Source organism: Streptomyces sp. NPDC001502 (assembly GCF_042894785.1).
Taxonomy (GTDB): Bacteria; Actinomycetota; Actinomycetes; order Streptomycetales; family Streptomycetaceae; genus Streptomyces; species Streptomyces kutzneri.
Map to the genome: position 1 here is coordinate 102,259 of NZ_JBIAVW010000020.1, position 24,748 is coordinate 127,006.

Consider the following 24,748-nt stretch of genomic DNA (forward strand, 5'->3'; position numbering starts at 1 on the left):
AAGGCGCTCACTTCAGCAGCCGCAGTCGTCCGAGTCGGTCGGCGCGGTCAGCGGGTCGGCCTCGGCGCGCTGCCGGCCGCCCTGCCAGGTCTCGACCTCGATGCCCTCCCGGATCCAGTACTCGATGCCGCCGAGCATCTCCTTGACCTGGAAGCCGAGTTCGGCCAGGGCGAGGGCGGAGCGGGTGCCTCCGTTGCAGCCGGGGCCCCAGCAGTACGTCACCACGGGGACGTTCTTGTCCAGGAGCCGCTCGGCCTGCTCGGGGATGAGTGCGGTGGGCAGGTGGACGGCGCCGGGCACGTGGGCCTGGTCCCAGGACGGGGTGGAGCGGGAGTCGACGAGCTGGAAGCCGAGCTCGGCGCCCTGCTCGCGGTGGGCCTTGAAGGCGGCGGCGACGTCCGACACGTCCGCGTGGAAGGCCAGGCTCGCGGCGAAGTACGCGGCGGCCGCGGCCGGGGAGGCCGGGGCCACCCGGAGCACGGGGTTGGTGGTGGCGGGGGCGGCGGAGCCCGGGGAGGCCGGCTGATTCGTGTGCGTCTGCGTCGTCGTCATGGCAAGAAATCTACGATCTGTTGATCATCGTCGGAAGTAGGATTCCCCGGGCTTTTCCTTGTCCGACCGGGGAATCCCCTGCTAGACCTGCACCATGACCGACTATTCCCCTGACGCCACCGACTGGCGGATCCTCGAAGCGCTCCAGCGGGACGGCCGCGCCAGCTTCACCGAGCTCGCCCGCTCCGTGTCCATGTCCGCGAGCGCCGTCACCGAGCGGGTCCGCCGGCTGGAGGAGACCGGCATCATCACCGGCTACACGGCGGTGGTGGACCCGGAAAGGCTCGGCAAGTCGATCCTCGCCCTGGTGCGGCTGCGCTACCCGCACGGCAACTACAGGCCCTTCCACGACTTCCTGGAGGCCACCCCGGAGATCCTGGAGGCCCACCACGTCACGGGCGACGACTGCTTCGTCCTCAAGGTCGCGACCCGCTCGATGTCGCACCTGGAGGAGGTCACGGGCCGTATCTCGGGGCTCGGTTCGGTGACGACGAGCATCGTCTACTCCTCTCCGCTGCCCCGCAGGCCGCTCAGTCCGTGAGCGCCGCCGTCCGGTGGCGCACCACGGAGCCGCCGCGCTGCTTGACGATCTCCAGCTGGGCCTGGACCCGCGTCCGCAGGTCGGCGACGTGGCTGACGATGCCGACACTCCGGTCCCGCTCGCGCAGCGAGTCCAGGACGTCGAGCACCTCGTCCAGCGCCTGGTCGTCGAGGCTGCCGAAGCCCTCGTCGATGAAGAGGGTGTCGAGGCGCATCCCGCCCGCCTCGTCGGTGACCACGTCCGCGAGGCCGAGCGCCAGGGCGAGCGAGGCGAAGAAGGTCTCGCCGCCCGACAGGGTGGCGGTGTCCCGCTCACTGCCGGTCCAGGCGTCGACCACGTGCAGCCCGAGGCCGGAGCGCCCGCGTCCGCCCGCCCGCGCGTCGGAGTGGACCAGGGTGTAGCGGCCGCCGGACATGCGCAGCAGCCGTACCGTCGCGGCGGCGGCCACCTGTTCCAGGCGGGCGGCCAGCACGTAGGCCTCCAGGCGCATCTTGCGCTCGTTGTCGGCGGAGGTGCCCGCGGTGAGTCCGGCCAGCCGGGCGACGCGGTCGTAGGCCTCGCGCAGCGGGCCGAGCGCGCGCAGTTCCTGCTCGGCCTGCCGGGAGAGCCGGTCGAGCTCGGTGCAGCGCACCCGGGCCGCGTCGGCCGCCGACCCTGCCGTACGAAGCTTCGCCGCGGCCCTGGCCTCGTACGCCTCGGCCGCCTCCGGTGCGGCCGGAGGCAGGGCTGCGGCTTCGGCGGCGCCGGTCTCGCGACGGCGGTCCGCCAGCAGGGCCTCCTCCGTCTGCCAGGCGTCCAGCCGGTGCTGGAGCGCGGTGCGCTCGTACTCGGGGAGCACGGCGTCGGCGGCGGCCTCGATGGTGTCGAAGCCGGCCTTGAACGCGGCGTCGGCGAGCTGGTCGTCGGCCTCCTTCAGCCGGGCCGCGGTGGTCTCGGCCCGGCGTAGCGAGGTGGCCGCGCCGGAGACCATCCTGACCCGGTCCTCCAGGGTGCGGGCGCGGGCCGCCACGCTGGGTGCGCCGTCCCGTACGAGGGCGAGTTCGGCCTCCAGCCCGGCCTGTTCGCGGTCCAGGGCCTCGCGCCGGGAGGCCCTGGCGGCTGCCCGGGTCTCGGCGCCCTGCCGGTTGGCGCTGCGTGCGGCGTGCTCCCGCTCGGCCCGGGCGAGCTGCTCGCGGGCGGCGTGCAGGCCCGCGGCCGCGGCGTGGGCGGCGGCATGGCGGGCGCTCAGGTCGGCGGTCAGGTCCAGGAGTTCGGCGGTCGTGGCCTCGCCGGCGGCGGCCGCGGCCTCGGCGCGGGCCTCCTGCGCGGCGGCGAGGCGGCGCTCGACGGCGGCCCGGGTCTGCTCGGCCCGTTCGAAGTGGGCGTGGGCCGCGTCCTCGGCCGCGCGGTCCACGTGGCCGGGGGCGGGGCGGGCCGGAGCGGGGTGTTCCGCGGACCCGCACACGGTGCAGGCCTCCCCGGCCACCAGTGCCTCGGCGAGCTCGGCGGCGATCCCTCGCAGGCGGGCCTCCTTGAGCTCCAGCCAGCGCTCCCGGGCGGCGGCCGACTCCTCGCGCAGGGTGAGCAGTTCGGCCGAGGCGCGCGCCGCGTCGGCGTCGAGCTCGTCCCGGCGGCGGGCGGCGTTCAGCTGCATGCGGGCGGGTTCCAGCCGGCCCGCGAGCTGCTCGGCCAGGGTGGCGGCCTGCTGGGCGGCGTCCGCGCGCTCCTGCAGCGCCGTCCGGGTCGCCTCCCAGCGCTCCAGCCATTCGGCGGACTCCTGGTGCTGCTCCTCGGCCGCCCGGCACTCCCGTTCCAGGTCGGCCCGTTCACGGCCGATCTCGGCGCTGCGCTGTTCGGTCCGCTGCGCCGCGCCGAGCGCGCCGAGGGCCTCGCGCAGCCGTTGCTCGATGTCGGCGAGCTGCTCGGTTCCCGCCTCCTTCAGCGTCGGCGGGAGCTGCGCGCGGGCGGAGGTCTCGGCGTGCGCGGCGGCGAGGTGTGCGGCGGAGGCGGCGCCGCGCAGTTCCAGGGCGGGGGCCACCAGGGCGCCGCGCCGGGCCCGGTCCAGCAGGCCGCGTACCCGGTCCCGCTCGGGCGCCGCCTCGGCGAGCAGGGCGGCCCGGCGGAGGGTCTCCGCGTGCCGGCGCTGCAGCCGGTCGAGCTCCCGGGCGTCCTCGGCCGCGTGCCGGGCGGCGGCGTGCCGGCTCTCGACGGCGGCCAGTGCGTACTCGGCGACGTCGAGGCGCTCGCGGGCCGCACACCGGGCGACGGCCGCCCAGGCCCGGACGGCCTCGGCGAGCCCGGGGTCGCCCGGCTGGTGTCCGGGCATGGGCCAGGCCCGCAGGTCGGCGCTGTCCCCGGCGGCCTGGGCGAGCCGCTGGGCGGTGTGGAGCACCTTCTCGTCGCCGGCCCGGACCCTGGCCTCGGCGGCCCGGCGGCGCTCGCCGAGCAGGGCCTCGACGGCGGCGAAGCGGCGGGTGTCGAAGAGCCGGCCGAGCAGCCGGCCGCGGGCCGCCTCGTCGGCGCGCAGGAAGCGCGCGAACTCCCCTTGCGGCAGCAGTACGACCTGGCAGAACTGTTCGCGGCTCATGCCGAGCAGCTGCTCGATCTCCTCGCCGATCTCCTGGTGGGAGCGGCTGAGCGGCTCCCAGCCCGCGCCGGTGTGCTCGCGCAGCCAGCTCTGGGCCTTGTCCTTGGTGGTGCCCGTGCCGCGCTTCTTCGGGCGCTCCTGTTCGGGCCGCCGGGTGATCTCCAGGCGGCGGCCGCCCGCGGTGAGTTCGAGGGTGACCTCGGTCGGGGTGTGGGCGGCGGCGTGGTCGCTGCGCAGGCTCGTGCCGGGGGCCTGGCGGGGGCCGGGCACGGAACCGTAGAGCGCGTAGCAGACGGCGTCGAGCACGGAGGTCTTCCCGGCGCCGGTGGGTCCGTGCAGGAGGAAGATGCCGGCGCCGGACAGGGCGTCGAAATCGATCTCCTGGGGCTCGGCGAACGGTCCGAAGGCGGTCACGGCCAGCCGGTGCAGCCTCATCGGTGGGTCTCCCGGTGGCTGTCGTCGGCGCGTACGTCGTCGAAGGCGCCCTGGAGGACGGCCCGTTCGGCCTCGTCGGCGTGGCCGCCGCCGCGCACGTGGGCGACGAAGTCCTCGGCGATCTCCTGGTCGCTGCGGCCCTTGAGCCGCTGGGCGTAGGAGGCGCCGGTCTCGTCCTGGCGGCCCTCGGGGTCGAAGGCGAGGGTGAGGGTGTGCGGGAAGCGTGCGGCGAGGCGTGCCATGGGGTCGTCGGGGCGGACCGGGTCGGTGAGGGTGGCCTCGACCCAGGCGTCCTCGTGGACCTGGTGCGCCGGATCCTGCAGCAGGTCCTCCAGCCGTCCGCGGAGCCGGGCGAGGGCGCGCGGGACGGGGGTGCCGATGCGCTCGGCGGCGGCGATCTCGCCTTGCGCGCCGAGTTCGATCAGCCACATGGTCTTGCGGTGGCCGGCCTCGGAGAAGGAGTAGGCGAGCGGGGAACCGGAGTAGCGGACCCGTTCGCCGATCGTCTGGCAGCCGTGGAGGTGGCCGAGGGCGGCGTAGTCCACGCCGTCGAAGACGGAGGCGGGTACGGCCTCGACGCCGCCGACGGTGATGTCGCGTTCGCTGTCACTGGCCTGGCCGCCCGTGACGAAGGCGTGTGCGAGGACGATCGAACGGGTGCCGGGCGCGCGGGTGGCCAGGTCGGCCCGGATCCGGTCCATGGCGGCGCCGAGGACCGCCTCGTGGCTCACCTTCTGCGCGCCGAACTGGTCCTTGACCAGGGCGGGCTCCAGATACGGCAGGCCGTACAGCGCCACGTCGCCGTGTACGTCGGCCAGGACGACGGGGTCGGCGCAGCCGGCCGGGTCGGTCCGCAGGTGGATCCCGGCCCGGTCGATCAGCCCGGCGCCGACGCCGAGGCGGCGCGCGGAGTCGTGGTTGCCGGAGATCATCACGGTGGGTACGCCGAGGTCGGCGAGGCGGTGCAGGGCCCGGTCGTACAGCTCGACGGCGGACAGCGGGGGCACGGCCCGGTCGTAGATGTCACCGGCGACGAGGACGGCGTCGACCTCGCGCTCGCGCACGGTCTCGACGAGGTGGTCGATGAAGAGCGCCTGGGCGCCCAGCAGGTTGACCCGGTGGAAGGCCCGGCCGAGGTGCCAGTCGGAGGTGTGCAGGAACTTCACTCGCCGGCCCCGCCGCGCATGCCGTCTCCCCCTGGTCGTCTCCCGCTCGCTGAACCCCTCTACGCTAACCCGTCCCCGGGGGCGCTTAGGGCGCGTACGTCTCTCCGCCGAGGGTGAGACCGGCGCTGCCCGCGGTGGTGTCGGCGAGCCAGGCCTCGAAGGCGGGCAGGTCCGCCTCCGGGAGGGCCACCTCGATCTCCACCTCGGCCCCGTAGCGCAGGTCCACCACGGTCCGGCCGGTGGAGCGCAGATCGTTCTGGGTCTTGCCGGCCCGCTGGTGGTCGACGGTGACGGTGGCCAGCCGGTAGCGGCGCCGGGTGACGGTGCCGAGCTCGTCGAGGGCCTCGCCGACGACCCCGCCGTAGGCCCTGATCAGGCCGCCGGCGCCGAGCTTCACGCCGCCGTAGTAGCGGGTGACGACGGCGACCGCGTAGCGGATGTCGCGGCGCATGAGCATCTGCAGCATGGGCACCCCGGCGGTGCCGCCGGGCTCGCCGTCGTCGCTGGCCTTCTGGACGGAGGCGTCCGCGCCGACGACGTAGGCGAAGCAGTTGTGCGTGGCGGTGGGGTGCTCCTTGCGGATGCGCGCGACGAAGTCCTGGGCCTCCTGCTCGGTCGCGGCGGGCGCGAGCGAGCACAGGAAGCGCGAGCGGTTGATCTCGGACTCGTGCACGCCCTCACGGGCCACCGTCACGTACTGGTCTGCCTTCACCTCACCACCCTAAGCGGTGCAGAACGGGCTCCCGCCCGTCCGTGGCAGGGCCGGGGGTAGGTTGGCGGACATGGAGCTGCGGGGGTGGCACTACCGGTACGTGGGACCGGCCGAGCTGAGGGCGCTCGTCCGGCCGGAGGGCGAGGGCCGGAGCATCCGCTCGGCCGCGGAGTTCGAGGACTGGGCCTCGGGTCCGGCGGCGGCCGAGCTCTCCGAGCCGGTCACGTTCGTCGTGGACCGTGCCGGTGTGCTGCGGCTCGCGCCGCGGCGGAGCGAGCACGTGGTTTGCGCCGGCGGCGGCGCGGTGCTGAGCGCCGGGGAGATCACCTTCGGTCGGGAGGCCGGGCGGTGGGTGGTCCGTGCGGTGAGCAACCAGTCGACCGGATACTGCCCGGACACGAGCTCGTGGCCGGCCGTCGCGGACGCCCTGGACGCGGCCGGACTCGGCCTGCGCCCGGTCGGCTTCACCCACGAGGTGGTCTTCCGCCGCTGCCCGGCCTGCGCGCAGCTGAACATCGTCCGGGACGCGCACTTCGTCTGCGTCTTCTGCGACGCATCCCTGCCACCGGTCTGGAACGTGGACCCGTCAGCGGGGTAGGCAGCCCAGCACGGCCCGGAACCTCTCGCGCCCCGACGCGACGCTCGCTTCCCACAGGCCCGCGGCGTCACCGCTCAGCGAGCGGGCCTGCAGCGCTTCCTCCTCGGCCCGGAAGCCGGCGCCACCGGCCAGGTTCTGGTCCAGCAGACCCATCGCGGTGAGTGCGGCATGACCGCAGGACAGCGCGTGGTCGGCCGCCGCCGAGGCGTTGGCCAGCAGTGCGTAGCGCAGGACGAGGACACCGAAGAAGGCATACGTCCCGGCGACATCGGTGATGCCCTCTTCGCACGGCCGCAGTTCCGGGAAACCCTCCAGCGCGCGCACCCGCTCAGCGGCGTCGGGCAGTGGCCGGTCCGCGTACCAGAGGCCGTGCACGGACTCCACGCAGAGGTCGAGATCGGCTGCGCGGTCCGGCATGCCCGCCCGCATGCCGATGAACAGGGGCGCCATGCGTTCGGCGCAGGCGGCCACGTACAGGCGGACCGCCTCGCCGTCACCCGTGCGCAGGGCCTCCACGACGGAGCCCGTCACCAGCCTGTCCACGTTCCGCCCCTCGTACCGTTCGAACGGATCGACAGAGTACAGAGCGGCTCCGGGGGAATGGCGCCCGGGAGTTTTCGGTTGACGCCGCTGAGCGCCGACCGGTCCGAGGCGGTGGAGAAGCAGCGGACAGGGCCGGCGGGGACAAGGGCATCAGGAGGCGGCACACGTGTACGGCGATCCGGCAACCATCCGCAAGATCCTCACCGAGCTCGGCGACACCTGGGCCGTGGTGGGGCTCTCGAACAACCAGGACCGCGCGGCCTACGGGGTGGCCCGTGTGCTCCAGCGGTTCGGCAAGCGCGTGATCCCCGTGCACCCCAAGGCCGAGACCGTGCACGGTGAGCCCGGGTACGCCTCGCTGGCGGACATCCCGTTCAAGGTGGACGTGGTGGACGTCTTCGTGAACAGCGAGCTGGCCGGCCCCGTCGCCGACCAGGCGGCGTCCGTCGGCGCCGAGGCCGTCTGGTTCCAGCTCGGCGTGATCGACGAGGCCGCGTACGCCCGCACCCGCGAGGCGGGGCTGACGATGGTCATGGACCGCTGCCCCGCGATCGAGATCCCGGCGCTCTAGCCGGCGGACGCGCCGGTGCCCTTGCCTTCGACCCCGTGCGCGCGTGCGGGGGCATGCGCGGGCACCGGTGCCGAGACCGGCGGGACCGACACCGCGAGGGTCATCTCCATCGGTACGGAGCCGTCGTTGCGGTAGGAGTGCGCGAGGTTCGCCTCGAACGCGGCCGCGGCCCCGGCCGGGACGCGGAATTCCTCCTCGCCGACCACCAGGGTCAGCTCCCCGGCCGTGACGTGCAGCATCTCGATGGTGCCGGACGGGTGCGGGACGGAGTCCGTCCCCTCGCCCGGCACCAGGTGCCAGGTCCACAGCTCCATCGGCCCACGCTCGTCGGTGCCGATCAGCATCGTCGTCGAACTGCCCGCCTCGCTGGACCAGATCCGCACCACCTGGTCCGGCGGGACGACTCGGACCTGCGGGCCCCGGTCGTGGTCGAGGAGCGCGGAGATGCTGACGCCCAGCGCGTCGGCGAGCCTGACCGTGGTGCCCACGCTGGGGTTCGTACGGGCCTGCTCGATCTGGATGATCATCCCGCGGCTCACTCCCGCGCGGGCCGCCAGGGAGTCCAGGGTGAAACCGCGCTCGCCGCGCCACCGCTTGAGGTTACGGGCGAGCGCCTGGGTGAGCTGTTCGAGGTCCGACACCATTCCGTCCAATATTTTGGATGACACAGTCCAATAGAGTGCACTAACGTGTTCTGTATTCGATCCTGCACTCCCACGTTCACTGCACTGTACTGCGAGGCCCCATGACCGCCCTCTTCGCCCTGGCCACAGCCGTGCTGTGGGGGCTCGCCGACTTCGGCGGCGGGCTGCTGACCCGCCGGATCCCGGCGCTCACGGTGGTCGTCGTCTCCCAGGTCGTCACCGTGGTCGTGCTCGGCGCGGTGGTCCTCGGCACCGGCGCCTGGCGGGAGGCCGGTCCGCAGCTGTGGTTCGCGGTCGGCGCGGGCCTGGTCGGCCCGGTCGCCATGCTCGGCTTCTACAAGGCGCTGGCCCTCGGCCCGATGGGCGTGGTCTCGCCGCTGGGCTCCCTCGGCGTGGTCGTGCCCGTCACCGCGGGGCTGCTCCTGGGCGAGCGGCCCGGCCTCGGCCAGTTCGCGGGGATCGCGGTGGCCGTCGTCGGCATCGTCCTCGCGGGCGGCCCGGAGCTGCGCGGCGCGCCCGTCCAGCGGCAGGCCGTCATTCTCACCCTGGTCGCGGCCTTCGGCTTCGGCGCGGTGATGGCCCTGATCTCGGAGGCGTCCAGCAGCGTCACCGGACTGTTCCTCGCGCTGTTCGTACAGCGCGTCACCAATGTCGCCGTGGGTGGCGCCGCCCTGTGGACGCAGACCCGGCGCGGCATACCCGCCCTTCCGGCCGGCGCCGGCCCGAAGCTCCTGTGGGGGCTGCTGCCCGCCCTGGCCTTCGTCGGCCTCGCGGACGTCGCGGCGAACGGCACGTACTCCATAGCCGCCCAGAACGGCCCGGTCACCCTGGCCGCCGTACTGTCCTCGCTCTACCCGGTGATCACCGCGCTCGCCGCCTTCGCCGTACTCAAGGAACGGCTGCGCACGGTGCAGGCCGCGGGCGCCGGCCTGGCTCTCGCCGGAACGGTTCTCCTGGCTGCGGGCTGACCGGCAGGACACCCCCTAAGAGTGCTCGGCCTCCGCGAGCTCGGCGAGGCCGCGGAGCTGCTCCGGGGTCATCCCGTCGGGGATCGGCACCGGCGTCGGCGTGCGCAGCGGCGGCTGCCAGCCCGTCTCCGGCTCCCAGCGCCGTACGATGCGCGCCGGCGCCCCCGCCACCACGGCGTGGTCCGGGACCTCGCCGCGTACGACGGCGCCCGCGGCCACCACCACGTTGCGGCCGAGGCGCGCGCCCGGCAGGATCACCGCGCCGGTGCCGAGCCAGCACCCCGGGCCGATCTCCACGGGTGCGCTGCGCGGCCACTGCCGGCCGACGGGCTCGTGCGGGTCGTCGTAGCTGTGGTTGGTGGACGTGATGTAGACCCCTGGGCCGCAGAAGGTGTTCGAGCCGATGGTGATCCGGGCGTCGGCGATGACATGGCTGTTGCGGCCTATGACCACCCCGTCGCCGAGCACCAGCATCGGCTCGGAGCCCAGGTCGAGGTCCGGCATCATCCCGGCGGTGAGGGTGACCTGCTCGCCGATGATGCAGTGCCCGCCGAGCCGGATCCACCGCTCGCCGAAGACGGTGCCCTGTGGGAAGGCGAGCCGGGTCCCGTCCCCGATCGCACCGAACCTGAGCCGCCCCGGGGCCTGCGCGGTGACCGCACCGGCCTGCTGCATCCAGCGCCAGCCGGTGTGGACCACGCGGCTCGCCAGCCGGCGGCGCGCGGCCGTCAGAGATGAGAACGTGTTCTGTTTCTTCGGCACCCGGCCACGGTAGTGCGCCGGGCCCCGCTCGCCCCGGCCACACTCCTGTGATCTTCACCCCATCGCCGGTGCGGCGGCACGCGTGGCCTACGGTGCCGTTAGCGCGGCAACCGGACGACGGACGCAGAGGAAGAGAACATGACGCACCAGGCGGCCCAGGCACTCGTGGCGGGTGTCGGCGGCAAGAACCCGGACATCGACCCGACGGCCTTCACGGCTCCGACCTCGGTCGTGGTCGGCGACGTCACCCTCGCCGCGGGCGCGAGCATCTGGTACTCGGCGGTGCTGCGCGCCGACTGCGGCCCGATCACGCTCGGCGCCGACAGCAACGTGCAGGACAACTGCACGGTGCACGTGGACCCCGGCTTCCCGGTCTCGATCGGCGAGCGTGTCTCCATCGGCCACAACGCCGTCGTGCACGGCTGCACCGTCGAGGACGACTGCCTGATCGGCATGGGGGCGACCGTGCTGAACGGCGCCGTGATCGGCGCCGGTTCGCTGGTGGCCGCGCAGGCCCTGGTCCCGCAGGGCATGGTCGTCCCGCCCGGCTCACTGGTGGCGGGCGTGCCCGCCAAGGTGCGCCGCGAACTGACCGACGAGGAGCGCGAGGGCATCAAGGTCAACGCCCTGATGTACGTGGAGCTGGCCAAGCAGCACCGCGCGTCGGTGACCCCGGAGGGCTAGGCCGTCTCTTTCGGATCTTGCCGGGCCGCCCACGCGGCTGCGAGCAGGGTCCTGACGGCCTTGTAGTCCGGGTCGTGCGAGAAGGGTCCGCGGCGGGCGGTGATCCCCTGCCCGGACGTCCCTTCCCGCACGGTCCGCTCGGTGGGGACGGCGCCCCGCGCGAGCAGCAGCTCCACCAGGTCCGGGTAGCCGAAGCGGGCGGACCAGTCGAGCACGGTGCGGTCCCTCATCTTCTCCTCGATGTCGGCGCCCCGGTCCAGCAGCAGGTCCACGAGCTCCGTGTGCTCGCGGTCCCTGCGCGTGGCCGCCAGGACCAGCGGCACGTAGCGCATCCGTCCGGCGGGACCGCCGGGCGGGGCTCCCGCGTCGAGGAGGGCCCGGGCGACGTCCGTGTCCCCGTGCATCGCCGCCAGGCACATCGGCGTCGCCTCGTCGTAGGCACCTGCGTCGAGGCGGGGGTCGGCGCCCGCCGCGAGGAGCAGCCGGACGATCTCCGCGTGCCCGGCGCACACGGCCAGGTCCAGCGCCCTCCGGCCGCCGCTGACATGGGCGTCGACCTCGGCTCCCCCGGCGAGCAGGCGCTGCACCAAGGCCGTGTCGCCGCTCTCGGCCGCTCGTCCCAGCCCGTTGATCAGCGGGTTGTAGTGGTCCTCCCGGCCCTCGTTGGACCAGTCGGACTCCGGTCGCTCCGCTGCCGTCATTCGCCGACGGTGGCCCGGGCCGCCTGCTGCGAGGGGATCTCCGTTTCCGCGGCTGCTCCGGCGGCCGCGGCCGCCTTCTTCATCCGGCTGCGCACCACGAGCGTCACCGCGAGCCCGAACAGCACGGCGAGGCCCAGAGCCAGCCAGGAGAACCGCTTCAGCCACGGCTCGGCGACGATCCCGACCGAGTAGATGACGGCCGTGGTGCCGCCGGCCCAGAGGATGCCACCGAGGACGTTGGCGACCAGGAAGCGCCAGTAGGGCATGTGCAGTACGCCCGCCAGCGGCCCGGCGAAGATCCGCAGCAGGGCCACGAACCGTCCGAAGAAGACGGCCCACATGCCCCACTTCTCGAAGGAGCGTTCCGCCAGCGCCACCTGCTGGGGTCCGAAGTGCTTGGGGAAACGCCGGCCCAGCCGCTCCAGCAGCGGCTTGCCGCCCCGGCGGCCGATCGCGTAGCCGATCGAGTCGCCCACGATCGCCCCGGTGATCGCGCAGAGCCCCAGGATCACGGGGTCGATCTGCCCGTGCTGCGAGGCCAGCAGCGCCGAGCTGACCAGGATGATCTCTCCCGGCAGCGGGATGCCGAGGCTCTCCAGCCCGATGACCAGACCCACCAGGAGATAGATGCTGACCGCCGGAATCGTCTCCAGCCATTCCTGGATGTGCACCGGTACGTCCTCCCGTGTCGTCCCCGGCGCGCCCCCTGTGACACGCCGAACGGGCAGCCTATCGGCTTGTCACGACCGCCTTGGACCTCAGTGGCAGTTCGCGCGACGAACGGCCCGCGAACACCTGCCGTCGGCCGGAACCCAGCACCCAGGCATGCCGCTCCGGATCCCATGACGACAGCGCCCGTGCCGTGATGTCGAGGGTGACCCGCTCCGCCTCGCCCGGTGCCAGGACCAGTCGCCGGTAGCCGGCCAGCGCGCGCACCGGCTGGTCGAGCTCCAGCTCCGCGGACGGGCCGACGTACACCTGGGCCACCTCGGTGCCCTTGCGGCGCCCGGTGTTGCGGACGGTGAACTCCACGCGCAGCCCGCCCCGCTCCGGCCGGACGGTGAGCTTCTCGTACTGCCAGGTGGTGTACGAGAGCCCGTGCCCGAAGGGGAACAGCGGGGTCACCCGCTGGGCGTCGTACCAGCGGTGGCCGACGTGGATGCCCTCGGAGTACTCCTCCCGGCCGCCCACGCCCGGGTAGCGCAGCGGGTCGCCGCCGACCGGGGTGGCCTGCTCGTCGGCCGGGAAGGTCTGGGTGAGGCGGCCTCCGGGGTCCACGTCCCCGAAGAGGAGATCGGCCGTGGCTCCCGCGCCCTCCTGGCCCGGGTAGTACATCTGGAGGACCGCTCCGGTATGGGAGAGCCACGGCATCGTCGTACTGGAGGAAGTGTTGAGCACGACGGTCGTACGGGGGTTCGCGGCGGCCACCGCCTCGATCAGCCGCTCCTGCCCGCCAGGGAGTGCCAGGGAGGTCCGGTCCCGGCCCTCGGTGGCGTCCTCGTAGGCGAACAGCACCACGCTGCGGGCCGACTTCGCGGTCTTCACGGCCTCGGCGAGGTCCGCGGCGCGGATCGCCCCGGTGGTGTGCCGGATCCGGAAGCGCTGGCCCTTGTCCCCGCCCTCGGCGGTCACGGCGAGCCGGTGGGCACCCGCCTTGAGGGCGAGGGTGGTGCGGCGGACGCTCATCCCGTCGGGTGCGGAGCCGAGCAGGCCGCCGGCGAAGTACTCGGCCACGCCCTGGCGGACGGGGAACAGCTCCTCCCCGTCGAGGCGTACGACGGGCCGCTTCCCGGTGTAGTGGACGAGCAGGGTCCACTCGTCGTCGTCCGCGAGGCGGAACTCCCCCTCGTGGCTCCAGACCCGCCCGGGGTCCACGGCCCGCGCCTCCAGGTCGGCGGCCGGGATCAGCAGCTTCGCCGGGAGCGGCCGCCCGTACAGGTCCTCACCGAGGGCGTAGCGGACGGTCGAACCGTTCCCGGCCCGCCGCCGGATGGCGGTGAGCGGGGCGGCCGCCCCGTCGGGGACCACGTGCGCGCTGCCCCCGCCGCCGACGAAGGGCACCTGGCCGGTCGGTCCGATCACCGCGATCGAGCGGGCGGCGGCGCCGGTCAGGGGCAGGGTGCCGTGTTCGTTGCGCAGCAGCACCGCTCCCGCGGTGGCCACCTTGCGGGCGGTCCGCGCCCCGGCGGCGGCGTCGCGCGGGGGCCGGGCGGCGGGCGGGGCCGCGAGCAGCCCGAAGCGGTCCATGGTGGTCAGGATCCGGTGGACGGCGAGATCGACGGCGTCCTGCGGTACGGAGCCGCCGCGCACCGCCTCGCGCAGCGGTCCGCCGAAGTGGGTGCCGCCGGGCATCTCCATGTCGAGGCCGGCGCCGATGGCGGCGACGGTGCTGTGGGTGGCGTCCCAGTCGGACATCACCCAGCCGTCGAACCCCCAGCTGCCGCGCAGCAGTTCGTCGAGCAGCGCCTTGCTCTCGCAGGCGTGGACGCCGTTGACCTTGTTGTAGGCGCCCATGACGGCGCCCGCGCCGGCTGCCACGGCGGCCTCGAAGCCCCGCAGCTCGGTCTCGTGGAGGGTCTGCTCGGCGGCGATCACGTCGACGGTGTCGCGGCCGTGCTCCTGGTTGTTGAGGGCGAAGTGCTTGACGGTGGCGATGAGGCCCTCGTCCTGGATGCCGCGGATCATCTCGCCCACCAGGTCGGCGGTCAGCTGCGGGTCCTCGGCGAAGGTCTCGAAGTTCCGGCCCGCGTACGGGGTGCGGATGAGGTTGACCATGGGTGACAGCAGGACGTCCTGGCCGAGCGCCCGGCCCTCGCGGCCGATGACACGGCCGTACTCGCGGGCCAGCGCCGGGTCGAAGGCGGAGGCGAGCAGGACCGGCGCGGGCAGCGCGGTGGCGGGTCGGGCGACCCGTACCCCGGCGGGCCCGTCGGCGAGGCGCAGCGCCGGGATGCCCAGGCGCGGTACGCCGGGCACGTAGCCGGCCTGGCCGAGGGAGGTGGGATCGGGGGCTCCGTGCAGCAGGCTGGTCTTCTCGTCGAGGGTGAGGCGCTCCAGCAGGGCGTCGATGCGCGCGGCGCCCTTGGCCTCGGCGGCGGCCGGTGCGGCGGGCGGCGCCTTACGGGCTCCCGCGCCCGGCGGCACCCCGGGCGCGCAGGCGCCCGCTCCGAGGGCCGTGCCCGCCGTGCCCGCCGCCGCGAGCAGTCGCATCGCGGAACGTCTGGACACGGCCTCGCTCATGGGCGCTCCCTGCGGCGTGGGTCGGCGGGAGCGGCCCGCGCCGGACCGCTCCCGCGCCCACTGTGCGCCGCGCGCCCGCCGGGTCGGCCGAGACGCGCCACCGCGGCGCCGAGGTTCAGCCCTCCGGCAGCGGCGGCGCGCTGTCGGCGCCGCGCCGGGTCTCGTCCCGGCGCTGCACCCGTGCCCCGGCGCGGTGGCCGCGCGCGGTGTGGTCCCGTACGACGGCCTCCACCGCGTCCTGCGGCGAGCCGACTCCGGCGAGCACCATCACGTCCACCACGAGCTCGGCGTCGAGGCTGAGGTCGGCCTTGGCCACGGGCGTTCCCTCCGTCGTCGTGCGACGGAGCTCAGGACGTGGCGGAGCTCAGGACGTGGCGGAGCTCAGGACGTGGCGGACCGTGGCCGCAGGGGTTGACGTGCGCCGGTCGTCACGCGTTGGGACGCAGGGTCCAGACGACCGTCATCTCGCCGGTCACGGCCTCGTCCTCGCGCTGGATGGCGATGGTGACGGGGAACTCGGGGCGGCCGCCGGCGTCGAGTTCGGCGATGACCTCCGCGGCCGGGCGGCCGAGGGTGGCGGTGGCGGTCACGACGCCCTTGGCGAGCTTCTTGTAGCCGATCTCGGCCTTCACGGCGAGCGGGACGGCGCGCGAGAGCTGGTCGCCGAAGGCGGCCAGGACGATCGCGCCGCTCGCGGACTCGGCGAGGGTGAACATCGCGCCGGCGTGCGGGCCGCCGACGTGGTTGTGGTAGTCGGGCTGGTCCGGAAGCCGGACGACCGCGCGCTCGGGGGTCGTCTCCAGGAACTGGAGGTTCAGGGTCCGGGCCATCGGTACGGTCGCGGCGAGCAGTTCGCCCACGTTCATCTGATCTGCGCTCATGGGACGCGATGTTACCCACGAGTAGTCCTCGTTGACCAGAGCTCCCACGGGGGCGGCCGTGGCTCCCCGCCTCCACGGCCACTATCGTTACCGGCCATGTGGCCAGGACAGCAGCAGCCGCCCGGGGGCGAACAGAACCCTCAGGACGCGCAACAGAACCCGTACCAGCAGCAGCCGGGACAGCCGGGGCAGCCGAACCCGTACCAGCAGCAGCCCGGATACGGATACCCGCAGCAGCCGGGATACCAGCAGCCCCAGGGGGTTCCCGGCCAGCAGTGGGGCCAGCCCCAGCTGCCTCAGCCGCCCCAGCCCGCCGCCGGCAGCGGCGGCGGCGGGAGTCCCTACTCGACCAGGACCGTGGCGATCGTCGCCGCGGCCGCCGTCGTCGTGGCGGCCGCCGCGACCGGCGCGTTCGTCCTGACCCGGGACGACAAGAAGACCGAGGCCGACGACAAGCCGGCGGTCAGCCCCTCGGCGCCGGCCTCCGAGGCACCCGCCCCGGCCGGCAGCAGCCCGAACCCGCGGGCCGGCGGCAGCGCCCAGCCCGTCATCCCGGGCTGGAAGGTCGTCGTCAACACGAAGTACGGCGTCAGTTACGACGTGCCCGCCGAGTGGAACGTCAACGAAACCGGCGCGATCCTCTCCTTCCACGACGAGGTCAAGAACGACGGCACGCCCCTCATCACGATGACCGGCACCGCCACCCTCAAGGAGGAGTGGTGCACGGTCGACAAGGACGCGGACGGCAGGGCCGAGAAGTTCTCCCTCGCGGACACCGGCATCAAGGGCGCCCAGGGCGCCAAGGACACCGCACAGGTGGCGACCGACAACACCAGTGCCTGGGCCTGGGCGGCCTTCGCCCAGAAGGAGCCCAAGGGAACGGTCAAGGTGGGCGCTCCCAAGGAGTACACGACCTCCTCCGGGATCAAGGGCCACCTGATCGTGGTGACCGCTCCGAACCTGAAGAAGGAGCACAAGTGCTCCACCGACGGCAAGACGGTCGGCTTCGGCTTCAAGAACGCCGTCGGTGACTTCGCCAGCTTCGTGCTCATCAGCGCGGCCGGCGTGAAGGACGAGGTTCCGACCGAGGTATCCGACAAGATCATCAGTTCCATCCGGCTCACCACCCCGTGATCCCCGCGTCCCGTGTCCCGGGCCGGCAATCCGTTTGGATTCTCGGCCCGGGGCGGGGATAGTCCGGGGGTGAGCTCTCCCCGCACCGCAACACCCCGTACGCCCGCGAACCGCCGCCGACCCGACTGGGCCGGCCGCAACTACAGCCTGCTCACGGGTGCGGCGATCATCACGAACCTGGGGAGCCACGGAGCACACATCGCGGCCGCCTTCGCGGTCATGGAAGCCGGCGGGTCCGTCGGCGACGTGGGCCTGATCGCGGCCGCCCGCACGCTGCCGCTCGTCCTCTTCCTTCTCATCGGCGGCGCCATCGCCGACCGGCTGCCCCGCCACCGCGTGATGGTCGCGGCCAACGTCCTGAACTGCCTCTCTCAGGCCGCCTTCGCCGTCCTCGTCCTCGCGGGCGAACCCCAGCTGTGGCAGATGATGCTGCTGACCGCCCTGTGCGGCACCGGCACGGCCTTCTTCAATCCCGCGGCCGAGGGCATGCTGCTCTCCACCGTCTCGGGCGAACACTCCAACCGGGCCTTCGCGCTCTTCCGCATGGCGATCAACGGCGCCGGCATCGGCGGCGCGGCCCTCGGCGGAGCGATGATCGCCGCGGTGGGCCCGGGCTGGGTCCTGGCCGCCGACGCCGCGGCCTTCGCCGTCGCCGGCGCCCTGCGGACCTTCCTCGACGTCAGCCACGTGCCCGACCGGGCCCCCGGCGGCGGCCTGCTGGCCGATCTGCGCGAGGGCTGGGTGGAGGTCCGGACCCGCCCCTGGCTGTGGAGCATCGTGCTCCAGTTCTCCGTCGTGGTGGCCGTCGTCGGCGCCGCCGACGCGGTCTACGGACCGCTGGTCGCCCGGGACCAGCTGGGCGGGCCCGCGCCCTGGGGCGTGGCCCTGGCCTTCTTCGGTGTCGGCACCATCGCCGGGGCCGTCCTGATGATGGTGTGGAAACCGCGCCGTCTGCTGCTCGTCGGCACCCTGTGCGTGTTCCCGCTGGCGCTGCCCTCGGCGGGGCTCGCCGTGCCGCTGCCCGTGTGGGGGCTGTGCGTGGTGATGTTCGTGAGCGGTGCCGCGATCGAGGTCTTCGGCGTGAACTGGATGACCGCCATGCACCAGGAGATCCCGGAGGAGAAGTTCTCCCGGGTCACCGCCTACGACTGGTTCGGCTCGGTGTCGATGCTTCCGCTGGCCACCGCCCTGGCCGGGCCCGCCGAATCGGCCTTCGGGCGCACCCAGGCCCTGTGGGGCTGCGCGGTCCTGGTGGTCGTGCCCACCGCCCTCGTCCTGCTGGTCCCGGACGTCCGCCGCATGACCCGCAGGGCGCACGGCAAGACGGTCGCCGGGGCCGCCGCGGCCCCGGCCGAGCAGACCCCCGCCGACGCCGTCGGCCGCTGACGCAGCGCCGGCCCCGGCCGCTCGCCCCAGGCCGCTCACCCCAGGCTGAACGCGCCCTCCGGCGGCGCCGGGGAAGGGGCCGCGTCCGCGTCGGCCACCGGCGACGCGCCCTTCCTGAACCGCACCAGCCCGTCCCCGTACTCCACCCTGGCGGGAAACGCATCGGCCGCGCACCTGCGGGCGAGCGCGCCGACCTCCAGAGGGGCGTCGGAGGCCAGCAGGACGGCGTTCCCGAACCGCCGCCCCCGCAGCACCGCCGGCTCGGCGATCAGCGCCAGCTCCGCGAACGCCTCGGCGAAGTTCGCCACCTGCGCCCGCAGGAAGTCGAAGGGTGCCCCGTCGGCCAGGTTCGCCGCGTACAGCCCCCCGGGCCGCAGCACCCGCGCGGCCGCCCGGGCGTACTCCACCGACGTCAGCTGCGCCGGCACCCGCGAGCCGCCGAACACGTCGGCCACCACCAGGTCCACGCTCGCCGCGGGCGCCGTCTCCAGCCAGGCGCGGGCGTCGGCGGTGTGCACGGTGACCCCGGAGCCCGCGGCGAGCGGCAGGTGCCCGGCCACGAGGTCGACCAGGCCCGCGTCGAACTCGACGACCGTCTGCCGGGAGCCGGCCCGGGTGGCCGCGGCGTAGCGGGGCAGGGTGAGCGCGCCGCCGCCGAGGTGCAGGAGGTCCAGCGCGAGCCCCGGCTCGGCGGCGCAGTCCAGGACGTGCGCGAGGCGGCGTACGTACTCGAATTCCAGGTGCTGCGGATCGTCCAGGTCCACATACGACTGCGGGGCCCCGTCGACGGTCAGCAGCCAGGCCCGGTCCCGGTCCACGTCCGGCATCAGCTTGGCGGTGCCCTGGCCCACGTCCCGGACGACCGGGATCTGTTCGTCGCTCACCGCTCCATTGTCCGGCAGCGCCCGGGCGGGCTTCGAACAGCCCTCGCACGGCCCTCAGGCGGCCCCGGCCCCGGCCGACCAGACCGCCGCCGTCTCCCCCGCGTGCTCCTCGGCCTGGACCAGGCCCGCCCGGGCGGCCGGATCCCGCCGCGCCGGATCCAGCACGTTGCGCCCGAAGGCTTTGCGGGCGGCCGTCGACGGGGTGATCAGCAGGACCCGCGCGCCCGCCTTGCGCAGCCGATCGGCCTGCGCCGACGGCGAGGGGACCAGCCCGGAGCCGAGCGACATCGGGGCGAGGATCACCACGCGCGCGTAGCCGGCGGCCAGATCCGCATTGGTGGCGGAGCGGATTCCGCCGTCGATGAAGCGGCGGCCGCCGACCGTGACCGGCGGCCACACCCCGGGCACCGCGCAGCTCGCCGAGACCGCGTCGACGAGCCCGTCGCCGCTCCCCCGTTCGAACGCCTTGAGCTCACCGCTGAGCGCGTCCACCGCCGTGACGACGAGCCGCCGCTCGGGCCACTCGTGCGAGACCAGCCGGGCGGCCAGCACCTTGCGCCGCTCGGCCTCACCGCCGGTGTCGGCGGCCAGCGCCATGGCGCCGACCCGCTGCTGGTAGGCCGTGGCGGTGCGCGAGCGCGCCATCGCGACGGCGTACCGGGCGAGGAGGCCGGCCCCCAGTTTCGCCGTGGCCTCCCCGGCGGGGTCCCCGAGCTGACGCTCGTACAGCTCCTGCGCGGTGAGCATTCCGGAGGTGAGCTGCGCCCCGACCACCGAACCGGCCGAGGTGCCGACGACCAGGTCCGCCGTGGTGAGGTCCACGCCTGCGCGGGCGAGGCCGTACAGGATTCCGCACTCCCAGCCGATGCCGGTCAGTCCCCCGCCGCCGAGCACCAGTGCCGTGTCCGCGCTCATGTCCGCCCGCCCCTCCGCTCATGCCTGTGGTGACGGCAGTCTGGCGCAGCCAGGCCACCGCCACCACAGAGGGGTCCAAATCAGGCCCGGGTCACCCCAGTACGGCCGTCACCGTCCCCGCGCCGACGGTCCGCCCGCCCTCGCGGATCGCGAAGCCGAGCCCCGACTCCAGCGGGACGTCCCGGCCGAGCTCGACGGTCATCGTGACCGTCTCCCCGGGCCGGGCCACGGCGGCCTCACCCAGGTCGACGTCCCCCACCACGTCGGCGGTGCGGATGTAGAACTGCGGCCGGTAGCCGCTGGCGACCGGTGTCGTACGGCCGCCCTCGCGCCCGGAGAGCACGTACACCTGCGCGGTGAAACGGCGCTGCGGCGTCACGCTGTCGGGCGCGGCCACCACGTGCCCGCGGCGCACGCCGTCGCGCGGCACCCCGCGCAGCAGCAGCGCGACGTTGTCCCCGGCCTCGGCGGACTCCATCGGCTTCCCGAAGGTCTCCAGCCCGGTGACGACCGTCAGGGCCGGCTCGCCGTCTCCGCCGAGGACCGCCACGCGGTCCCCGAGCCGTATGGTGCCGCGCTCGACGGCGCCCGTCACGACGGTGCCGCGCCCGGTGATGGTCAGCACGTTCTCCACCGGCAGCAGGAACGGCGCGTCCGTGTAGCGCACCGGGGTCGGTACGTACGTGTCCACCGCGTCCAGCAACGCCTGGATCGCCTCCGTCCACCGCGGGTCGCCCTCCAGCGCCCCGAGTCCGGAGACCCGTACGACCGGCGCGCCGTCACCGCCGTATCCGTGCGCGGTGAGCAGCTCGCGGACCTCCAGCTCGACCAGGTCGGTCAGCTCGGGGTCCCCGGCGTCGGCCTTGTTGAGCGCCACCACGATGTGGTCGACGCCGACCTGCCGGGCGAGGAGCACGTGCTCGGCGGTCTGTGGCATGACCCCGTCGAGCGCGGAGACGACGAGGATCGCGCCGTCGAGTTGGGCGGCGCCCGTGACCATGTTCTTGATGTAGTCGGCGTGACCGGGCATGTCCACGTGGGCGTAGTGCCGGGTGTCGGTCTCGTACTCGACGTGCGTGAGGTTGATGGTGATGCCGCGCCGGGACTCCTCGGGGGCCCGGTCGATGCGGTCGAAGGGCACGAAGGAGGCGCCGCCGTGCTCGGCGAGGACCTTGGTGATGGCGGCGGTGAGGGTGGTCTTGCCGTGGTCGACGTGACCCATGGTGCCGATGTTGAGGTGCGGCTTGGTGCGCACGAAGGCCGTCTTGGCCATGATTCATTCCCGTGTCTGGAAGCTGGAACGGGACCCCGAGGTCGAGCCGACCCTCCCCCTGCGGGGTCCGCCGGACGATCCGGGAAGGGTCAGCTTCGTGCGCCGTCGAATGCGGCGAAGACGGGTGCGTACGCAGGTGCGCCTGCCGGTGCGCCCGGGATTGCGGCAGCCTTCGGCGCGTCCGCGACTGCGGACCGCGCTGCGAGGAAGGCATACCGGTTCATGCCCCTGATCCTGCCGGACGCTCCGGGGCACGTCGAACGAATTACGGCGTGGTCAGAGGTTCTTGAGCGCCTCGCGCACGGACAGCGGGGCCAGGGAGCCGCGTTCGGCCTCGACGAAGGCGCGTACCGCCTCGGGGTCCGTCTTCGCGTACTCGCGCAGGGCCCATCCGATGGCCTTGCGCACGAAGAAGTCCGGGTGGCCGGCCCGGCGGCGGCAGTAGGCGAAGAGCCGTCCGGTGTCGGTGGCGGACTTGAAGCGGAGCTGGTGGAGCAGCGCGGTGCGGGCGAGCCAGAGGTTCTCGTCCTCGATCCACTCGTCCATCACGGCCGCGAGTTCCGGGTCGGCGGCCACCAGCGGTCCGACCGTGTGCGCGGCCAGCAGGTCGACGGTGTCCCACCAGGGGACGGTGACGATCAGGTGCCGGACCACCGGCAGGAAGCCGGAGGAACAGCGGGCGGCGTGGCGGCGCAGGTAGTCCACCGCGAAGTACTGGTACTCGCGCTCCGGGAGCAGCCAGCAGCGCAGCGCGAGCGCAGCGCAGTCCGCCTCGGTCGGTTCCGGGGTGTTCTTGGTCACGGTCTTCGACAGTTCCCGGCGCAGCGGGGTGGGGATGCCGAGGAAGGGCGCGACGTCCTTCATGTACGCGGCCATGGCCCGGCCCCGTACGGGATCGGCGGCCGCCCCGTACGCTCCGGGCAGCCGCTCCAGCAGGGTGTCCGCGAGGGCGCTGCGGGGAACTCGCGGGGGTCGCCGGTCGTTCGACAGCATGAGGCCCAGATTACGGCGCCCCGCCGTATACGTGGGCTAGTCTCCCGGGATGTCCCTCCTCCTCGCGCCGTGGACCCGGCTGTCGGTGCTCGTCGTGCTGCTCGTCGCGGCCGGCGTGTGCGTGCTGCTGTACGAGCCTCAGCGCATCCTCTCGGAGGGCTGGCCCCCGGGGCTCCCGGTGGGCACGGCGGTCCTGCTGTTCGCAGCCGCGTACGGTGTGTGCACGGCCGCCTTCGTGCCGCGCCCCCTGCTCAATCTGGCTGCGGGAGCCGTCTTCGGCACCCAGTTCGGCCTCGTCGCGGCGGTCGGCGGCACGGTGCTCGGTGGCGCGATCTCCTTCGGACTGGGCCGGATCCTGGGCCAGGAGGCTTTGCGGCCGTTCCTGCGCGGGCGCTGGGTCCAGGCGGCCGACGGGCAGCTCAGCCGGCACGGTTTCCGCTCGATGCTCGCGGTCCGGCTCTTCCCCGGACTGCCGTTCGTGGTGGCCAACTACTGTGCTGCGGTGTCGCGGTGCGGCTGGGGACCGTTCCTCCTCGCCACGGCGATCGGGGTCGTCCCGAACACCGCCGCGTACGTGATCGCGGGCGCCAGTGCCTCCTCGCCCGGATCGCCCGCGTTCCTCGTCTCGTTCGGCTTCATCGTCGTCTCCGTGGTGGGCGGCGCGGTCTTCGGATGGCGCAAGCGACACCGTCTGGTACCCCCTCGAACCGAGGATCGAGTACCCGAACTGGTGCCCCAGCACCCCCCTGTGGTCAGCGCCGCTTCGCACGGGCCCTAGCATCGGACGCGAACTGCCCGACGATCACAAGGACGAGCGCACCCCGACATGAGCTGGTTCGAATCCCTAATCCTCGGTCTCGTCCAGGGGCTTACGGAGTTCCTCCCGATCTCCTCCAGCGCCCACCTGCGGCTGACCGCGGCGTTCGCCGGCTGGCACGACCCAGGAGCGGCCTTCACCGCGATCACCCAGATCGGCACCGAGGCCGCCGTGCTGATCTACTTCCGCAAGGACATCGCGCGGATCGTCTCCACCTGGTTCCGCTCCCTGTACACGAAGGCCCTGCGCTCCGAACAGGACGCCAAGATGGGCTGGCTGGTGATCGTCGGCTCGATCCCGATCGGCGTCCTGGGCCTGGTCTTCAAGGACGCGATCGTGGGCCCCGCCCGCGACCTGCGGCTGACGGCCACCACCCTGATCCTCATGGGCATCGTGCTCGGCGTCGCCGACCGGCTGGCCGCCCGTGACGAGGAAGGCGGCCGGCACCGCGCGATCCGCGAGCGCAAGACGCTGCAGCAGCTGGGCGTCAAGGACGGTCTGATCTTCGGCATCTGCCAGGCGATGGCCCTGATCCCCGGCGTCTCCCGGTCCGGCGCGACGATCTCCGGCGGTCTGCTGCTCGGCTTCACCCGCGAGGCCGCGGCCCGCTACTCCTTCCTCCTCGCGATCCCGGCCGTGCTGGCCTCGGGGGCGTTCGAGATCAAGGACGTCGTGGAGAACCCGGGTCACATCTCCTGGGGTCCGACGATCTTCGCGACGGTCATCGCCTTCTTCGTGGGCTACGCGGTGATCGCGTGGTTCATGAAGTTCATCTCGACCAAGAGCTTCATGCCCTTCGTGATCTACCGGATCCTCCTGGGCATCCTGCTGTTCGTGCTGATCGGCACGGACGTGCTGAGCCCGCACGCGGGCGAGTCCGGTTCCTAGTGCTGTGACCGGCAGGGTTTGCCGGTCACAGCACCAGCGGAGCCCCGCTCCACCTCTTCGCGTGAACCGCAGGCCGTTCGGGAACGTTCCCGGGCGGCCTGCGCGTCGTTGTGCCTGAAGAGAGCGGAAGGCAAACAGCAGGGGGTGTCCCATGGGTCGAGTGGTGCTGGAGCGATTTCCCGCCGGAAGTCCGCGGGGAAGCTGGCCCGCCGAGGAGTACGCGGCGCAGCGGATGCGCGAGGGCGTGCCGGCGGAGGTGGTCATGGACCTGGACAGCGACGCGTTCCTCGTCGTGGTCCGGCAGCGGGAGTCCCGTTCCGGTCACTGACCGCCCGCAGGAAGATCCGGTGGGCGCACGGCCCTTGGCCTCGCGCCCGCACAGCCCCACACTGACCCGATGACGCAGCGTGTGGATCTCGCGACGGTGATGGACCGGCTGGCGATCGACGAAGTGGTCACGGGCTACGCGGTGGCCGTCGACGACGGTGACTGGGACGCGTACCGGGCCCTGTTCACCGCCGGTGGAAGGGTCGACTACAGCTCGGCCGGCGGGATCGAAGGTCCGGTGGCGGAGGTCGCGGACTGGCTGGAGCAGACGATGACGCTCTTCCCCGTCCGCCAGCACCTGATCGTGAACCGGCTGATCCGGCTGGAGGACCTGGGCGGCTCACCCGGGGACAGCGCCGAGGTCCGGGCGGACTTCCTCAATCCGATGCGGCTGGCCGGGCCGGACTCCGACGCCTCGGTCACCTCGCCCAACTTCGTCGCCGCCGGGCGCTACGGCTTCGCGCTGGCCCGCACCCGTGACGGCTGGCGGCTCACCCGCGTCACCGTGCACGAGAAGTGGCGGCACATGACCGCCTGAGCCGGGCCGGAGCCGCTCGACTCGGCCGC

The 24,748-nt window shown here is 73.5% G+C and carries 27 protein-coding genes; 11 read left to right on the forward strand and 16 right to left on the reverse strand.

Annotated elements, in window-relative coordinates; translation table 11 throughout:
• Window positions 1–12 precede the first annotated feature (12 nt).
• Complete coding sequence (locus tag ACFY0D_RS29860; protein ID WP_390801125.1) at window positions 13–552, reverse strand: rhodanese-like domain-containing protein; 540 nt, start codon at window positions 550–552, stop codon at window positions 13–15.
• 94 nt (window positions 553–646) lie between these two features.
• On the opposite strand from ACFY0D_RS29860, the gene ACFY0D_RS29865 reads away from it, so the two are divergent.
• Window positions 647–1,093: an Lrp/AsnC family transcriptional regulator gene (locus ACFY0D_RS29865; protein WP_390801126.1), complete on the forward strand. Its 447-nt coding sequence runs from the start codon at window positions 647–649 to the stop codon at window positions 1,091–1,093.
• Here ACFY0D_RS29865 and ACFY0D_RS29870 read toward each other — a convergent pair.
• From ACFY0D_RS29870 to ACFY0D_RS29880, 3 genes are all read right to left on the reverse strand, one after another.
• Window positions 1,083–4,094: an AAA family ATPase gene (locus tag ACFY0D_RS29870; protein WP_390801127.1), complete on the reverse strand. Its 3,012-nt coding sequence runs from the start codon at window positions 4,092–4,094 to the stop codon at window positions 1,083–1,085. The two genes, ACFY0D_RS29865 and ACFY0D_RS29870, sit on opposite strands and share 11 nt — an antisense overlap.
• Window positions 4,091–5,260 carry an exonuclease SbcCD subunit D gene (locus ACFY0D_RS29875; RefSeq protein WP_390801128.1) on the reverse strand — a complete coding sequence of 390 codons (1,170 nt, stop codon included), beginning with the start codon at window positions 5,258–5,260 and terminating at the stop codon, window positions 4,091–4,093. Before ACFY0D_RS29875 ends, ACFY0D_RS29870 begins: the two co-directional genes overlap by 4 nt.
• Before the next feature lie 85 nt (window positions 5,261–5,345).
• Window positions 5,346–5,972, reverse strand: coding sequence for a YigZ family protein (locus ACFY0D_RS29880; RefSeq protein ID WP_301372608.1), 627 nt, complete (start codon window positions 5,970–5,972; stop codon window positions 5,346–5,348).
• 70 nt (window positions 5,973–6,042) lie between these two features.
• Between ACFY0D_RS29880 and ACFY0D_RS29885 the strand changes: the two genes are divergently transcribed.
• Window positions 6,043–6,570, forward strand: coding sequence for a hypothetical protein (locus ACFY0D_RS29885; protein ID WP_390801129.1), 528 nt, complete (start codon window positions 6,043–6,045; stop codon window positions 6,568–6,570).
• Here the strand turns inward: ACFY0D_RS29885 and ACFY0D_RS29890 are convergent.
• The gene (locus tag ACFY0D_RS29890) at window positions 6,559–7,113 is read right to left on the reverse strand and encodes a hypothetical protein (protein ID WP_390801130.1); all 555 of its coding nucleotides are present in this window, start codon (window positions 7,111–7,113) and stop codon (window positions 6,559–6,561) included. The two genes, ACFY0D_RS29885 and ACFY0D_RS29890, sit on opposite strands and share 12 nt — an antisense overlap.
• 166 nt (window positions 7,114–7,279) lie before the next feature.
• Here ACFY0D_RS29890 and ACFY0D_RS29895 point away from each other — a divergent pair, with 166 nt between their 5' ends.
• Complete coding sequence (locus ACFY0D_RS29895; protein WP_314251420.1) at window positions 7,280–7,684, forward strand: CoA-binding protein; 405 nt, start codon at window positions 7,280–7,282, stop codon at window positions 7,682–7,684.
• Here the strand turns inward: ACFY0D_RS29895 and ACFY0D_RS29900 are convergent.
• Window positions 7,681–8,325 (reverse strand): cupin domain-containing protein, encoded by a 645-nt coding sequence (locus tag ACFY0D_RS29900; RefSeq protein WP_390801173.1) that lies wholly within the window; start codon window positions 8,323–8,325, stop codon window positions 7,681–7,683. The genes ACFY0D_RS29895 and ACFY0D_RS29900 overlap by 4 nt on opposite strands.
• Before the next feature lie 104 nt (window positions 8,326–8,429).
• On the opposite strand from ACFY0D_RS29900, the gene ACFY0D_RS29905 reads away from it, so the two are divergent.
• Entirely contained in the window at window positions 8,430–9,296 is an 867-nt protein-coding gene (locus ACFY0D_RS29905) for an EamA family transporter (RefSeq protein WP_390801131.1), read from the forward strand.
• Window positions 9,297–9,311: 15 nt separating this feature from the next.
• Here the strand turns inward: ACFY0D_RS29905 and ACFY0D_RS29910 are convergent, their stop codons facing one another.
• Window positions 9,312–10,058, reverse strand: coding sequence for an acyltransferase (locus ACFY0D_RS29910; RefSeq protein WP_390801132.1), 747 nt, complete (start codon window positions 10,056–10,058; stop codon window positions 9,312–9,314).
• 138 nt (window positions 10,059–10,196) lie between these two features.
• On the opposite strand from ACFY0D_RS29910, the gene ACFY0D_RS29915 reads away from it, so the two are divergent.
• Entirely contained in the window at window positions 10,197–10,742 is a 546-nt protein-coding gene (locus ACFY0D_RS29915) for a gamma carbonic anhydrase family protein (protein ID WP_301372601.1), read from the forward strand.
• Here ACFY0D_RS29915 and ACFY0D_RS29920 read toward each other — a convergent pair.
• From ACFY0D_RS29920 to ACFY0D_RS29940, 5 genes are all read right to left on the reverse strand, one after another.
• Window positions 10,739–11,443 carry an ankyrin repeat domain-containing protein gene (locus ACFY0D_RS29920; protein ID WP_390801133.1) on the reverse strand — a complete coding sequence of 235 codons (705 nt, stop codon included), beginning with the start codon at window positions 11,441–11,443 and terminating at the stop codon, window positions 10,739–10,741. The two genes, ACFY0D_RS29915 and ACFY0D_RS29920, sit on opposite strands and share 4 nt — an antisense overlap.
• Window positions 11,440–12,114 carry a DedA family protein gene (locus ACFY0D_RS29925; RefSeq protein ID WP_390801134.1) on the reverse strand — a complete coding sequence of 225 codons (675 nt, stop codon included), beginning with the start codon at window positions 12,112–12,114 and terminating at the stop codon, window positions 11,440–11,442. The genes ACFY0D_RS29920 and ACFY0D_RS29925 overlap by 4 nt, the downstream gene beginning before the upstream one ends.
• A gap of 58 nt (window positions 12,115–12,172) precedes the next feature.
• A complete protein-coding gene (locus ACFY0D_RS29930; protein WP_390801135.1) occupies window positions 12,173–14,683 on the reverse strand; it encodes a beta-glucosidase in 2,511 nt (836 codons plus the stop codon).
• A 115-nt stretch (window positions 14,684–14,798) separates the two neighbouring features.
• Window positions 14,799–14,999 carry a DUF2191 domain-containing protein gene (locus ACFY0D_RS29935; protein WP_390801136.1) on the reverse strand — a complete coding sequence of 67 codons (201 nt, stop codon included), beginning with the start codon at window positions 14,997–14,999 and terminating at the stop codon, window positions 14,799–14,801.
• A 112-nt stretch (window positions 15,000–15,111) separates the two neighbouring features.
• Window positions 15,112–15,564, reverse strand: a complete 453-nt coding sequence (locus tag ACFY0D_RS29940) for a DUF4442 domain-containing protein (protein ID WP_181382609.1) — start codon at window positions 15,562–15,564, stop codon at window positions 15,112–15,114.
• A 96-nt stretch (window positions 15,565–15,660) separates the two neighbouring features.
• Between ACFY0D_RS29940 and ACFY0D_RS29945 the strand changes: the two genes are divergently transcribed.
• Together ACFY0D_RS29945 and ACFY0D_RS29950 are read left to right on the forward strand one after the other, a co-directional pair.
• Complete coding sequence (locus ACFY0D_RS29945) at window positions 15,661–16,698, forward strand: hypothetical protein (RefSeq protein ID WP_390801137.1); 1,038 nt, start codon at window positions 15,661–15,663, stop codon at window positions 16,696–16,698.
• Between the two features lie 69 nt (window positions 16,699–16,767).
• On the forward strand, window positions 16,768–18,084 hold the full coding sequence (locus ACFY0D_RS29950) for an MFS transporter (RefSeq protein ID WP_390801138.1): 1,317 nt from the start codon (window positions 16,768–16,770) through the stop codon (window positions 18,082–18,084).
• Window positions 18,085–18,119: 35 nt separating this feature from the next.
• On the opposite strand, the gene ACFY0D_RS29955 is transcribed toward ACFY0D_RS29950, so the two are convergent.
• The 4 genes from ACFY0D_RS29955 to ACFY0D_RS29970 all read right to left on the reverse strand — a co-directional run bounded on the left by ACFY0D_RS29955 (window position 18,120) and on the right by ACFY0D_RS29970 (window position 22,149).
• Complete coding sequence (locus ACFY0D_RS29955; protein ID WP_390801174.1) at window positions 18,120–18,911, reverse strand: spermidine synthase; 792 nt, start codon at window positions 18,909–18,911, stop codon at window positions 18,120–18,122.
• 111 nt (window positions 18,912–19,022) lie between these two features.
• Entirely contained in the window at window positions 19,023–19,883 is an 861-nt protein-coding gene (locus ACFY0D_RS29960; protein WP_390801139.1) for a patatin-like phospholipase family protein, read from the reverse strand.
• 91 nt (window positions 19,884–19,974) lie between these two features.
• Window positions 19,975–21,156 (reverse strand): elongation factor Tu, encoded by a 1,182-nt coding sequence (gene tuf, locus ACFY0D_RS29965; RefSeq protein WP_390801140.1) that lies wholly within the window; start codon window positions 21,154–21,156, stop codon window positions 19,975–19,977.
• Window positions 21,157–21,432: 276 nt separating this feature from the next.
• Window positions 21,433–22,149 (reverse strand): DNA alkylation repair protein, encoded by a 717-nt coding sequence (locus ACFY0D_RS29970; RefSeq protein WP_390801141.1) that lies wholly within the window; start codon window positions 22,147–22,149, stop codon window positions 21,433–21,435.
• A gap of 49 nt (window positions 22,150–22,198) precedes the next feature.
• Here ACFY0D_RS29970 and ACFY0D_RS29975 point away from each other — a divergent pair, with 49 nt between their 5' ends.
• From ACFY0D_RS29975 to ACFY0D_RS29990, 4 genes are all read left to right on the forward strand, one after another.
• Window positions 22,199–22,927: a TVP38/TMEM64 family protein gene (locus ACFY0D_RS29975; RefSeq protein WP_390801142.1), complete on the forward strand. Its 729-nt coding sequence runs from the start codon at window positions 22,199–22,201 to the stop codon at window positions 22,925–22,927.
• A gap of 48 nt (window positions 22,928–22,975) precedes the next feature.
• Window positions 22,976–23,854: an undecaprenyl-diphosphate phosphatase gene (locus tag ACFY0D_RS29980; protein ID WP_390801143.1), complete on the forward strand. Its 879-nt coding sequence runs from the start codon at window positions 22,976–22,978 to the stop codon at window positions 23,852–23,854.
• A 151-nt stretch (window positions 23,855–24,005) separates the two neighbouring features.
• The gene (locus ACFY0D_RS29985) at window positions 24,006–24,182 is read left to right on the forward strand and encodes a hypothetical protein (RefSeq protein ID WP_181382610.1); all 177 of its coding nucleotides are present in this window, start codon (window positions 24,006–24,008) and stop codon (window positions 24,180–24,182) included.
• 69 nt (window positions 24,183–24,251) lie between these two features.
• Window positions 24,252–24,719: a nuclear transport factor 2 family protein gene (locus ACFY0D_RS29990; protein WP_390801144.1), complete on the forward strand. Its 468-nt coding sequence runs from the start codon at window positions 24,252–24,254 to the stop codon at window positions 24,717–24,719.
• Window positions 24,720–24,748: the final 29 nt, after the last annotated feature.